Origin of the sequence: Azospirillum sp. B2RO_4, assembly GCF_051124815.1 — a bacterium.
In the GTDB taxonomy this organism is placed as follows: domain Bacteria; phylum Pseudomonadota; class Alphaproteobacteria; order Azospirillales; family Azospirillaceae; genus Azospirillum.
In genome coordinates this window covers 98,429-110,787 of record NZ_CP118487.1, presented here as the reverse complement: position 1 = coordinate 110,787, position 12,359 = coordinate 98,429, and the positions used below count along the sequence as shown (strand labels likewise).

The window sequence follows — 12,359 nt, the reverse complement described above, 5'->3', positions numbered from 1 at the left end:
GGAGCATCAGGTCCATGTGCGGCATCATCGGCATCAACGGCATTCACGACGCGTCCCCCCGGCTGGTGGAAGGCCTGCGCCGGCTGGAATACCGCGGCTATGACAGCGCGGGCGTCGCCACCCTGGTGAACGGGCACATCGAGCGCCGCCGCGCCGAGGGAAAGCTGAGCAATCTGGACATGAGGCTGCGCGACCAGCCGCTGTCCGGCACCGTCGGCATCGGCCACACCCGCTGGGCGACCCATGGCGGGCCGACGGAGAACAACGCCCACCCGCACGCCACCAAGCGCGTCGCCGTCGTCCACAACGGCATCATCGAGAATTACCAGGAGCTGAAGGACGAGCTGACCGGCCACGGCTACGTCTTCGAAAGCGCCACCGACACCGAGGTGATCGTCCACCTCGTCACCTATTACCTGGACCAGCACGGCTTGACGCCGGTCCAGGCGTCGGCCGCCGCCTTCAAGCGCTTCACCGGCGCTTTCGCCCTGGTGCTGATCTTCGCCGGCGAGCATGAGCTGATGATCGGCGCCCGCCACGGCACGCCGCTGGCCGTCGGCTATGGCGACGGCGAGATGTATCTGGCTTCCGACGCCTTCGCGCTGGCGCCGCTGACCAACCGCATCTGCTATCTGGAGGACGGCGACTGGGTCGAGGTCAGCCGCACCGCCGCCATCGTCCACGACGCCACCGACACGGTGGTGGAGCGGCCGGTGAAGACCACGGCGGTGTCGGGCGCGCTGATCGGCAAGGACGGCTACCGGCACTATATGCTCAAGGAAATCTACGAGCAGCCGCAGGTCATCGGCGACACGCTGAACGCCTACATCAACCCGGAAACCGGTGAGTTCTCGCTGCCGGACTTCCCCTTCGATCTGGCCGGCGCCAGCAAGCTGACCATCGTCGCCTGCGGCACCGCCTATTATGCCGGCTTCGTCGCGAAATACTGGTTCGAGACGCTGGCCCGCATCCCGGTCGAGGTCGACATCGCCTCTGAGTTCCGCTATCGCGAGGCGCCGCTGCCGCCGGGCGGCATCGCGCTGTTCATCTCGCAGTCGGGCGAGACGCTGGATACGCTGGAAGCGCTGCGTTACTGCAAGCGCCAGGGCCAGAAGATCCTGTCGATCGTCAATGCCCCGGAAAGCACCATCGCGCGTGAATCCGACGCCGTGCTCTACACCATGGCGGGGCCGGAGATCGGCGTCGCCTCGACCAAGGCCTTCACCACCCAGCTGACCACGCTGGCCTGCCTTGCCGTCACCGTCGGCCGCGCCCGCGGCGCAATCGACCAGGAGCGGATGCAGCAGATTGCCCACGCCCTGCGCGAGGTCCCGGCCCGCGCCGCCGACGTGTTGGCCCATGACGAGCGGCTGAAGGAGCTGGCGCAGGAGGTGTCGGAGGCCCGCGACGTGCTCTATCTCGGCCGCGGCGCCATGTACCCGCTGGCCCTGGAAGGCGCGCTGAAGCTGAAGGAAATCAGCTACATCCACGCCGAGGGCTACGCCGCTGGCGAGCTGAAGCACGGCCCCATCGCGTTGATCGACGACAATGTGCCGGTGATCGTGCTGGTGCCGTCCGACGCCCTGTTCGAGAAGGTGGTGTCGAACGTGCAGGAGGTCTGCGCCCGCTCCGGCAAGGTGCTGCTGCTGGCCGACAAGAAGGGCATCGACAAGCTGAAGGACAAGGTCCGCTGGTCGGTGGAATTGCCGGCCTGCGACCCGCTGGTGGCGCCACTGCTGTATGCCATCCCGGTGCAACTGCTGGCCTATCACACGGCGGTGCTGAAGGGGACCGACGTGGACCAGCCGCGGAACCTGGCGAAGAGCGTGACGGTGGAGTAGCTTAGTGAGGCAGAGCCTGTTTGAGAATTGGTTAGGAACACAATATGTAGCGATTGAATCGCGATATATGCCGATGCATGTCGTCGGTTTGCCGCAATCTCAAACAGGCTCTCAACGCCCTCCCCCAATTGGGGGAGGGAAACAAAAGTTGAGGATTTCACTCAAAGCAGCAAAGACAGCGCTGAGGATACTTGTGCTTAACAGCTTGTACTCTATAGATGCCCTGTGTATCTCATCTCAACCTTGAGTAAACGGCCGCATATCTTCGAATTTCTATATCATCCACGCTTCCTATGCATTCAAAGTCATCCTCAACTTGGAAATCTTTCCACACTTCTTTAAGCGCTTTCATAAAAAGTTCTTTAAATGGGCATGGGCTATTGTAAGAATAGACTGAGCGCCCTGTAAAAATAGACCCATATCGCGGAGACTTTCGGCGGTAAATAAAAAATGCGTCCGTATTCGCTATAAATCCGCTTTCAAATTCACGCTCTATCACGTCGTCAGCGTCAGAATCGTAAGATAAATCTCCATCGTCACATAAGTAAATTTTGTCCAACCCTTTAATCTCTTCTATAAATTGCTCTTTATTTAAATTTACGCCTCGGTTTTTTATAAACTTAAGACCACTTATATCCCCACCACATCCTGCGATAATCCCCACCGGATTCTCATCTGGATCTTCTTGAAGAAGGCTTGAAATAATATTTGCTTGTTCGCTAGACCAACGAGAGAGAATATCTGCAGGAGTCAATAAATTAGCAACATTACGTGTTGCCATGTCGGTTGCACCAAGAAAAATCCCTGAAATACCCGATACCTGTTCAGCGTAATATCCTCCAACAGCAACTATACCGAACGACCGATCGACTGATACACAGCCACGACCGTATATTTTACCCCGGTCATCGGTTAAAAGCCTTAAACTTTTCGCACATTGCTCCAGCGCTTTGCGTTCATGCGACAAAGGCTTCCGAGATTTGGAAAAAATTCGCTCCAAAAGCTTATCGCCATCTAGAGTTATCCAATCATTAGCTCTTACACAAACATTGGTGAGGCCATCTTTAGAAAAATTAAGATTTGCGTCGATGGCTGGCGCGAGGTAAGCAAGTAGAGTTGCAGGATCAGCTATTTCACTTCCTCCCCAGGATTTTGCGCAACACAAAATCCCTCCTTGTTCGTCAGGCCTCTTAGCCAACAACACCCGAACCCTTGTTCCAGGCTCCTCCATACGCTCACTCTCGGTCGGTGCACGCAGGATGGGCCGCATTTCGACACCGCCACGAAATTCCAGCGTCCGGGCTTGGTCGAACCCTGCATCGTAGCGCCGCGACGTCACCGTCACCCGGTCACCCAACATGAACACGGAATAGAAGCCGATCCCAAAACGACCAGTCGCTTCCATCCCGGCCGCTGCCAGACCAGGGAACTCCTCCGCAGCCATTGAACTGCGCCAGAACGATTTTCCGAAGTCCAACAGCGGCCCCGTCATCACGCGAGGCGACATACCGATGCCGTCATCCAGCACCTCCAGCCAGGTTCCCTCGGCGGTCTCATCGAAGCGCACGGTGATGGTGCCCCAACTCTCGGGCTTTTTCTGCAATATGCGCCGGGCGCGGATCGCGTCGCAGGCGTTCTGCATCAACTCGCGCAAAGGGACGGTCGGATCGTCACCATAAAGCTGCGCCCCGCCCAGGGTGCGGACCAGCGCCGGAACGTCGGAAATCGTCACCCGCGCGTCCACCGGCTGCCACCCCTTGACCCGGACCAGCTTGGCCAGCCGTTCGGGGGATCCCGCCCCCTCCACCTCCCTCGCCTGAAGACGCGGGCGGTTGGTGTCGGCCAACAGGATATCGACGGCGCGCAGTTCCTCCTGAACCATGCTCAGGCTTTCGTGACACAGCCACCAAGCGTCGGCATGTTCCAGAGTGAAGCCGGCTCCGCTGGATGTGTAGGTCAGCCGGTCGCTTTTGACACGCGGCTGGGCCAGCTTTGTTTGGAACGTCCAATGGCGGGCCGATTCACCGGTGGGACGGGTGATCGCCATCAGGAAACGGGGAGCGCGGTCGGAACTGAGATGGGCAGCGTCGGCCACCCGCAGCAGACCGGCGACCTTGACCGGATCGACCGTCCAGTCATCGGGCAGGCGGCGCGCGGCGTTCAACGGCTCCCCCAATTCACCTTCCAAGCGCGACACCGGCCACCAATGGCTGTGCGCGATCTGGCCGATGATCTCGCCGTAGAATTCGCGCAACTCCCCGTCGTCGATCAGATATTCGTCGCCCCCCTCAGCTTTCCATCCAGCGGTAGCGATGGCCTGGGCCTGGATGGCGTGCCGCACCCGCAGCACGGCTGGCAGGGCCTGCTTATCGATCTCCGCCTCAGCCACGCCATCGGCCTTCAGACGCGCCATCATGTCCCGCCACTGGTCGGTCAGGCGCAAGCCCTCCATGCCATTGGGATAGGCGGCGAGGCTCATCGCGGCGTCGTGCAGCAGGATCGCCCCACCCAACACGAACGCCTCCGCCGGGGTAAAATTCTTCGGGTTGAGGTAATCCTCGCCGGCGATCATCGATGCCATGCTCCAAAGGGCATCAAGATGGCTGACGTCGTGAACGGTCAGGCCAGGGATGTCTCCCGGAATCTGGGCCACGAGAACGGCCGCCTTTGCCCGCATTCCGAGGAAGGCTTCACGCAATAGTCGCCGTGCGTCGGATTGCGGATCATTCGGACGCTCCTTGAGGGAAGCGATCCACAACGGACTATCGGGAAACGGCGGGAGCGCGGCCATGATGCAGTCTTAAAGTGGCAAAGGGTTTTCAGATTATAGCCCAGCGCAACACACATCAACCATCGGACACCGCCGTCATGGCCGAGCAGGTAGCCGGCCAAACCCGAGGCATGGTCGCCACGTCCGACGGCGGCGGACACACGCCCCAGATCACGCAGGAAAAAGCTGTTCATTAGATCGGGTTCGATCGCGTCGCAATCGGCCAACGTCAGCGCAGGCGCATCGCCCGATGGATTGGTCCCCTCCCCCTCCGACTCCAGGATTTCACGTTCGGCGAGATAATCGGTGATGCGCGTCGCAATCCGCTCCTCCACCGCGCCGAAATCGCCGAAACGCAACTCTCCCTTGGCCTCGGCGATCTCGTTCATCGCCCACGGCACCGCCGATACGGCGGGCACGCCGAAGGGGTGGCCGTCGGCGGTGACGCAAAGGCAGACCATTGACGCCTCGCGACCGCGCGGACGTTCCTCGTCATCGTCCACGCCTAGCCGTTCGCGCAGTTCCTCGACCACCTTCTCCATCTCGAACAGGCCGATATGGACCTGGAAGCGCCACCGCCGGTCGCGCGTTTCGGCATAGGTGGCACGCATCCGTTCATGCCATGGCAGCGTCGTCTCGTCCGCCGCCGTCCAGGCGTGATCCCTGCGGTCGTTCTTCGGCGGAGCCGCGGGAGACAGCGCTTCGATGGCCTGCCAATAATCGAGGATCGTGAGCGCGGCGTTCGTACGGTCGGGCGTCATCGGCGGGAGGGCTGTCGCAGAAAATCAATCTATAGCAGGCGGCAGGGCGCCGATACCACCGACAAGGGCGAAGATCGGAAATGATTTCCCGGAAAGATTTGCGGCTTTGCAAGGCTTCCGTCCGGCGAGACCGTCGCTCTGGTCCCGAATCCGGAAAATCGATCACCGCCGCCCATGATCGATGTCCGACCAGACGCCCGCGTCACACCAGCGACGCACCGCCGCACACGACGATCTGCTGGCCGGTCAGGCTGGCCGCGCCCGGCGAAAGCAGGAACAGGGCCAGTGCCGCGATTTCCGCCGGATCGACGAAGCGGCCCATCGGCGGCAGTCGTGGCGCGACCGATGACCGGCTGGGGTCCCTGAGCATCGGCGTCTCGGTCGCGCCCGGCGCGATGACGTTCACCGTGATCCGCCGGGGGGCGAGTTCGATCGCCCAGGACCGCGCCAAACCGGTCAGCGCTGCCTTGGTCGCGGCATATTGGCCCCGCCCCGCCGAACCGGCCGCCGTGCGGCTGCCGAGCAGGACGATGCGTCCGCCGTCCGGCAGGCGCGGTGCGACATGCTCGACGAGCTGGGTCGCGGCCTCGACATGGAGCCGCCACATGGCGGCGCCGTCTTCGCGTTTCTGTTCACCGATCCGCCCGACCCGGAGGATGCCTGCGGCATGGACCAGCGCGTCGACCGGGCCGATGGTCGCCAGCGCACGGTCGAGCGCGCCGGCGTCGGACAGATCGACGGCGACATGGGTCAGACGCTCCCGCGCGGTCACCGGCGGCGTGCGGCTGAGACCGATCACCCGCCAGCCGGCGTCGAGGAGCGTCCGGCCGATCGCCTCCCCGATGCCGGAGCTGATGCCGGTGACGAGGCAGGTGGGGGCGCCGCCCTGGTGTGTATTTCCGGTGCTCATGGTGCCAGCCTGATGGAGATTGGTTCAAATCCGGCGATCTCGCCGACGGCCTCGTCGCCCGGTGCAATGGGATGGCTGCCGCCGAAGGCGCCGGTCGTCACCACCTGCCCGGCGACCAGGGGCCTGCCGAGGCGGACGAGGGCATTGGCCAGCCAGGGGACCGAATGGAACGGATCGACCGACGGGTGCCCACCGGTCGCCGACACCACGACCCGGCCGGAAATGGCGAGGGTGGCCGTCACATCGGCGCGGACCGCCCCCTGCCAGTCGCCGAGCTCGGGACCGACGACGAGGCCGTGGTTGCTCATGGCGTCGGCGCGGGCGGCGGGCGCCGGCGGGTTCGGCGGCAGGCGCGAGCCGAGGATCTCGAAGGCGGCGAAGGCTCCGCTGACGGCCGCCCTCACCTCTTCGACCGAATAGGGCGCACCGTCGGCGCGGCCGGGCAGATCCCGGCCGATGCGGAAGGCGATCTCGATCTCGATCTTCAGCCGCCACCCGGCCGCGTCCAGCATCGCCGGCGACCTTTCGATGGCCGATGCCGGGATGAATCCGATGCTGCCGTCGCGGTCGGCGACCTGCAGCACCTTGTAGCCGCCGATCGGACCCAGCCGGTCGGCGCACAGCAGCTGGACGGCGTCGGCCCCGGCGGCGTCGATGGAGGCGAGGTCGTCGGGGAGGGCCGCGAGCGGGGCCGCCGCCGCGCGGGCTTCGAGGAGAAGCCCGGCGAGGCGCCGGATCTTTTCGCCATCGGGCATGTTGGGCACCGCGCTGTCAGAGGATGTCCGGGGTGAAGGAGACGTGCTTGATCGCCTTGCGGAACCAGGTGTAGGCGACATGGATGCGGCCGTCCGACGCCTGCCGGATCGACGGATAGGACAGCTCGCGGTTCTTGGCCTCGCGCGAGTTGTTCGACAGGCAGAAGCCGTCGCCCTCCTCGATGTCGAGCGCGCGACGCCAGCTGCGTCCGCCGTCATCGGAAACCGACAGGGTCATCGGCGCGCGCGGCGCCCCCCAGAAGGCGGTCGGGCGGTCGTCGACCGGCGCGGCTTCCCGGGTGGTTCCGGCCTCCGGATCCTCGATCTCGTCATAGAGCGACAGGCGGCGCTCGGTGGCGTCGAGGCGGCTCGACCAGTTGTGGACCATGGCGAGACGGCCGTCGGCCAGCCGGATCGCCTGGACCGACGAATTGTTGTTGGGAAGCGCGGTGTCCTCCGGCGCGGTCCAGCTCAGGCCGCCGTCCTGCGAACGCGACAGGCGGACATGGTCGGCCCAGCGCGAGCGGTAGACCGCGACCATCTCCGCCCCGCCGAGCGGCACGATGTTCATATGGACGGCGCCGAGGCTCGACGGCACCTCGGCCCGCGTCCAGCTGCGGCCCTGGTCGTGGCTGATCTCGACGGCGGAGATATCGTCGTCGCCGACCCAGGCGATCCCCGGCTCGGTGCGGCAGAGGAACACCGGAAGCAGCCACGTCCCATCATCGGCGACGATGACCGGCTGGCGGATGAAGGTGCCGGGCGTCCCGATCAGCGTTTCGATCGGTCCCCAGCTCTTGCCGTTATCCTCAGAGATGCGGCAGCGGACGATGGAGGTGTCCTGACGCCCGTTGATCTGGGCGGTCCACAGCAGCCACAGCTTGCCGTCGGGGGCGAGGAACAGCACCGGATTCTGTTCCGACCGGGTCGGATCGTCGGACAGCTTCACCGCGTCGGTCCAGGCGTCGCCGCCGCGCGGCAGGCGGGAGAACCAGACCGAGATGTCGGGAATCCCCTCCTGCGTGCCGCCGAACCAGACGCAGGCCATGTCGCCGTTCGGCAGCTCCAGCAGATTGGCCGCGTGGTTCTGTACGCAGGGCGACGGGATCAGCGCCAGGGTCGCAGCACCGGGGCCGAGCGGGAGGGGGCGCAGCACGCCGTCATGCGGCATGTCGGGATGCGTCGCGTGGTCGGTCATCTTCAATTCCAATGGTCTGCGGGCGCCGGCCGGCGGCGCCCGCGAGGTTGGGAGTTATTCGGCGTGCGCCACTTTCGGTGCCTGGGCCATCAGCTCCTCCGCCGTCATCGCCGGCGGCGGGGCCGCGACCTTGGGCGCGTCGGCGAAGAATTTCGGCCGCAGCAGGAAGCACCAGCCCATCATCAGGAAGAAGGCGCCGAGCAGCGCGAACCACAGCGGGTCGAGGCTCTTCAGCAGCACGATGCCGACGCAGATCACCAGACAGATCAGCCGCTCCGGCCAGCTCAGGGTCTGGCGCATCCAGCCCTGGATGAACATCGCCCAGGCGGTGATGGCGCACATCATGCCGAAGGCGGCGATCAGGATCGACGGCAGCGGGCCGTTCCACAGGATGATCGGATCGCTGACGAAGCCGAAGGGGATGAGGAAGCTCACCGCGCCCAGGCCGCTGGCCAGCATGCCGGTCTTCATCGTGTTGGCCTTTGCCATGCCGGCCGCGGCGAAGGAGGCGAGCGCCACCGGCGGCGTCACCATCGACAGCACGCAGAAGAACATGACGAAGAAGTTGGCGGCGAGGCGGTCGACGCCGAGATCGACCAGCGCCGGCACGAACATCACCGAACCGATGATGTAGGCGGCGACCGTCGGCAGGCCCATGCCCATCACCAGACAGCCGATGACGATCAGGATCAGCGACAGATAGAGGCTGCCGCCGCCCAGCACGGTCAGGCCGGTGACGAACTTCAGCGCCAGGTTGGACTGGGTGGCGACCGCCATGATGATGCCGATGGTGCAGAGCGGGATCGACAGCAGCGCCATCTGCTTGGGCACGTCCAGCGCGATCTCGTAGAGCTGGCGCAGGTCGTAGCGCGTCTCCTTGCGCAGGACCGGCACGATCAGCGCGACAATGGACGAATAGAAGGCGGCGAAGGGGGCGGAGAAGCCGGCGAACAGCATGCCCAGCATCAGCAGCGGGCCGATCAGCAGGTGCAGGCGCGGCATCAGCGGCGCGATGGTCGAGGCGTCGAAGGCGATGGTGCCGACGCCGGACTTGCGGGCGCGCAGATCGACGATCAGGAACAGCGCGCCGTAGAAGGCCAGCGCCGGGATGACGCCGGCCAGCGCGATGCGGGTGTAGGGCACGCCGAGGATGTCGGCCATGACGAAGGCGGCGATGCCCATCACCGGCGGCATCAGCTGGCCGCCGGTCGAACCGATGGCCTCGGTGGCGGCGGCCTGTTCCGGGGTGTAGCCGGCGCGGCGCATCAGCGGGATGGTCAGCACGCCGACGGCGGCGACGTTGGACACGGCGGAGCCGGAAATGGTGCCGAACAGCGCCGACCCGATCAGCGCCGCCTTGGCGGCACCGCCGACCATGCGGCCGGCCGCCATCATCGCGATGTCGATGAACAGCTGGCCGCCGCCGGTGGAGGCGAAGATCGCGCCGAACATGATGAAGTAGAAGACGAAGTTGATCGAGGTCGTCGCGGTGACGCCGAACAGCCCGTCGGTGTTCATCGACATCATGTCGGTGAGCTGTTCCAGATCGAAGCCGGAGAAGCCCAGCGGCGCCGGCACCAGATTGCCGAAGGCGCCATAGGCCAGGAAGGCCAGGATCATGCCCAGCAGGCTCCAGCCGACGCAGCGGCGCACGCCTTCCAACAGCGCCAGCGTGCCGACGACGAACACGATCTTGTCGATCGTGAACACCTCGTCGATGTAGGGAAGCCGCGTCTGCATGCGGTCGAGGTCGAGGACGTAATGAACGGCGATGGCCAGACAGGCGGCCACCATCGCCATTTCCACGACGCGGCCGATGAAGCGCGGCACCGGCGACGTGAATTTGAAGGGAATCAGCAGGGTGGTGACCGCCATCGCCATGAAGACATGGACGGGGGCGGCGAGCATCGGCGGATCCGGCCAATAGAACTGCTTCACCAGGAAGGCGAAATAGGACAGGGACAGCACGGCCAGGATCAGGCGGTGGAATTTGTCGTATGTGGTCATCGTGATGCTCACGGGGCGAGAAGGCGTGATCGTGACCGCTCCGTCCGCGGTGGGACTGGGCGCCGGACGGCCAGCGGCCGGCGCCTCAGGAAGGGTCCCTTACTTGAGGTAGCCGAGTTCCTTGCACAGCTTCTCGGCGCCCGGATGCAGCGGCAGAACCGCATTTTCCGGCTGGCAGCCGGCGGCGGGATCCCACGCCTTCAGGGCGGCGTGCTGCTCCCCGATGTAGGACTTGCTGTCGATCAGCGTCTTCAGGACGTTGTAGACGGTCTTTTCCGAAACGTCCTTGTTGGTGACCAGCACCGTGGCGCTGACCGGGTTGCGGTAATCCTCGTCCTGGCCGCGGAAGGTGTTTTTCGGCATGGTGCCGGTCGGCAGCCCGGCCTTGGCCAGATCCGTCAGCGTCTTGTCGGCGATGGGGACGAAGACCATGTCGTTGGTCAGCGTCATCTCGGTCACGGTGGCGGTGCCGGCCGGCGCGTTCTCGATATAGACGTCCAGCCGGTTGTCCGACAGCATGCCGGTCAGCTGGCCCGGCGCCGCCTGGGTGACGATGCCCTTGGAGCGCAGCTCGGCGAGCGTGACGCCGGCCACCGACTGGAACATCATGTCGGCGATGACCGGAACCTGGCTGCCGGTCGGCTTCAGGCCGATGCGCGGCGGGTTCGGCGACTTCAGCATCGCTTCCAGCGACTTCAGGCCGGTCGAGTCCACATAGGCCTTGCGCGCGATCACCATGGTGTAGGCGGACTGCATGGCGCCGGTGACGGTGCGCAGGTTCTCCGCCTTCTTGCCCTTATAGACCTCCTCCAGGCCGCTGGCCGCCCAGGCGGCGGCGTTGGACGAGGTGAAGCCGAACTGGGCCAGATTGCGGTCGACCGAGCTGGGGTTGGCGAAGGCGCCGCCGCGCGGAACGATCTCGGCGGTCAGGCCGGCGGCCTTGTTGTCGTCGATCAGCTTGGCGAAGGTCGCACCGTAGGAATAGAAGCTGCCGCCCGGCTCCTGCGCGGCGATCTTGACGGTTTCAGCGGCGAGCGTGGCGCCCGCCGTGCCGATGGCGAGGCCACCGGCCAGCAACGCAGCGACGAGACTGGTCTTCTTCATGGTCTTTCCTCACTGGCACGGGGGTATTGCCCCCCTTGTGTTGATTGTCTGTGTTGATGGTCGGAGTTGATCGTCGTTATGACGGCTCAGTCCCGGAGTTCGACATACTCGGCCGCGATCGCGGCGATCCGGCTGTCGACGTCCGCGGAGATGCAGACGGGAAGGCGGCTGGCGCCGACCTCCGGCATTGCGCTGCGCAGAGCGCGCTTGACCATCGCGGGCGGGAAACCCAGCGCGTACAGATCCTTGCGCAGCGTGCTGAAATGGGTCTGGCGGGCGTCGGCGGTGGCGTCGTCGCCGGCGACGAAGGCGGCGTGGATGGCGTTCAGCGTGGCCGGCGCGATGTTGCCGAGGCCGGAGATGCAGCCGGCGGCGCCGTTGCGCAGCCCATGCAGCACAAGGGAATCCGGGCCGACCAGCACGTCGAAATCGTCACGCTCGCGCGCGATGGCCAGGAAGGCGTCCAGGCTTTCCTGCGACCCGGCGCTGTCCTTGATGCCGATGATGTTCGGGTGATCGGCCAGGATGCGCGCGGTCTCCGGGTCCAGCGTGTTCCCGGTGCGGGCGGGGATGTTGTAGAGATAGACCGGAACGGTCAGCGCGTCGGCGACACGGCGGTAATGCTCCACCAGCTCGGTCTGCGAACAGGCGATGAAAGACGGCGTGATGGCCGACACCGCCTTGACGCCCAGACCCTGTATGGTCTTGCCCAGCGCGATGGTCTGGTGGGTGGAGATCTCGCCGATATGGGCAAGCACCGGCACCCGGCCGTCGGCCGCCTCGACGCAGGTCTCCGCCACCGCCAGCTTCTCGTCGAAGGACAGGGCGTAGAACTCGCCGTTGGTGCCGGCGCAGAAGACGCCGTTGCCGGCCGACGCCTGACGTTTCACCTGCCGCCGCAGCGCTGCGAATTCGACGCGCTCGTCGCCGTCGAAGGGGGTGACGATGGCGACGAAGGGGCCGCCGATCTTGCTGGTGGTGCTCATGAAGGTGTCGCCTTTGACCGGACGTTG

General features: G+C 64.9%; 9 protein-coding genes. 1 reads left to right on the top strand and 8 read right to left on the bottom strand.

All coding sequences use genetic code 11. The features are described 5' to 3' along the window. Positions 1-14: 14 nt before the first annotated feature. Positions 15-1,841 (top strand): glutamine--fructose-6-phosphate transaminase (isomerizing), encoded by a 1,827-nt coding sequence (gene glmS / locus PWS46_RS18175; protein ID WP_434622773.1) that lies wholly within the window; start codon positions 15-17, stop codon positions 1,839-1,841. A gap of 232 nt (positions 1,842-2,073) precedes the next feature. Here the strand turns inward: glmS and PWS46_RS18170 are convergent, their stop codons facing one another. From PWS46_RS18170 to PWS46_RS18135, 8 genes are all read right to left on the bottom strand, one after another. After that, positions 2,074-4,494 carry an HD domain-containing protein gene (locus PWS46_RS18170; RefSeq protein WP_434622771.1) on the bottom strand — a complete coding sequence of 807 codons (2,421 nt, stop codon included), beginning with the start codon at positions 4,492-4,494 and terminating at the stop codon, positions 2,074-2,076. Then, the gene (locus PWS46_RS18165) at positions 4,461-5,372 is read right to left on the bottom strand and encodes a hypothetical protein (RefSeq protein ID WP_434622768.1); all 912 of its coding nucleotides are present in this window, start codon (positions 5,370-5,372) and stop codon (positions 4,461-4,463) included. Before PWS46_RS18165 ends, PWS46_RS18170 begins: the two co-directional genes overlap by 34 nt. A 202-nt stretch (positions 5,373-5,574) precedes the next feature. Further along, a complete protein-coding gene (locus PWS46_RS18160) occupies positions 5,575-6,282 on the bottom strand; it encodes an SDR family NAD(P)-dependent oxidoreductase (protein ID WP_434622766.1) in 708 nt (235 codons plus the stop codon). After that, positions 6,279-7,037, bottom strand: coding sequence for a fumarylacetoacetate hydrolase family protein (locus PWS46_RS18155; RefSeq protein ID WP_434622764.1), 759 nt, complete (start codon positions 7,035-7,037; stop codon positions 6,279-6,281). Before PWS46_RS18155 ends, PWS46_RS18160 begins: the two co-directional genes overlap by 4 nt. Positions 7,038-7,053: 16 nt before the next feature. Further along, complete coding sequence (locus PWS46_RS18150; RefSeq protein ID WP_434622762.1) at positions 7,054-8,235, bottom strand: sialidase family protein; 1,182 nt, start codon at positions 8,233-8,235, stop codon at positions 7,054-7,056. 54 nt (positions 8,236-8,289) lie between these two features. Further along, the gene (locus PWS46_RS18145; protein ID WP_434622760.1) at positions 8,290-10,242 is read right to left on the bottom strand and encodes a TRAP transporter permease; all 1,953 of its coding nucleotides are present in this window, start codon (positions 10,240-10,242) and stop codon (positions 8,290-8,292) included. A 99-nt stretch (positions 10,243-10,341) separates the two neighbouring features. Beyond that, positions 10,342-11,346: a TAXI family TRAP transporter solute-binding subunit gene (locus tag PWS46_RS18140; RefSeq protein WP_434622758.1), complete on the bottom strand. Its 1,005-nt coding sequence runs from the start codon at positions 11,344-11,346 to the stop codon at positions 10,342-10,344. An 86-nt stretch (positions 11,347-11,432) separates the two neighbouring features. Next, positions 11,433-12,332 carry a dihydrodipicolinate synthase family protein gene (locus PWS46_RS18135; protein WP_434622756.1) on the bottom strand — a complete coding sequence of 300 codons (900 nt, stop codon included), beginning with the start codon at positions 12,330-12,332 and terminating at the stop codon, positions 11,433-11,435. Positions 12,333-12,359 lie beyond the last annotated feature (27 nt).

Excerpts from the sequence above, each read along its gene's own strand:
- glmS (WP_434622773.1), top strand. The coding sequence starts at position 15 with ATGTGCGGCATCATCGGCATCAACGGCATTCACGACGCGTCCCCCCGG.
- PWS46_RS18165 (WP_434622768.1), bottom strand. The coding sequence starts at position 5,372 with ATGACGCCCGACCGTACGAACGCCGCGCTCACGATCCTCGATTATTGG.
- PWS46_RS18160 (WP_434622766.1), bottom strand. The coding sequence starts at position 6,282 with ATGAGCACCGGAAATACACACCAGGGCGGCGCCCCCACCTGCCTCGTC.
- PWS46_RS18155 (WP_434622764.1), bottom strand. The coding sequence starts at position 7,037 with ATGCCCGATGGCGAAAAGATCCGGCGCCTCGCCGGGCTTCTCCTCGAA.
- PWS46_RS18150 (WP_434622762.1), bottom strand. The coding sequence starts at position 8,235 with ATGACCGACCACGCGACGCATCCCGACATGCCGCATGACGGCGTGCTG.
- PWS46_RS18145 (WP_434622760.1), bottom strand. The coding sequence starts at position 10,242 with ATGACCACATACGACAAATTCCACCGCCTGATCCTGGCCGTGCTGTCC.
- PWS46_RS18140 (WP_434622758.1), bottom strand. The coding sequence starts at position 11,346 with ATGAAGAAGACCAGTCTCGTCGCTGCGTTGCTGGCCGGTGGCCTCGCC.
- PWS46_RS18135 (WP_434622756.1), bottom strand. The coding sequence starts at position 12,332 with ATGAGCACCACCAGCAAGATCGGCGGCCCCTTCGTCGCCATCGTCACC.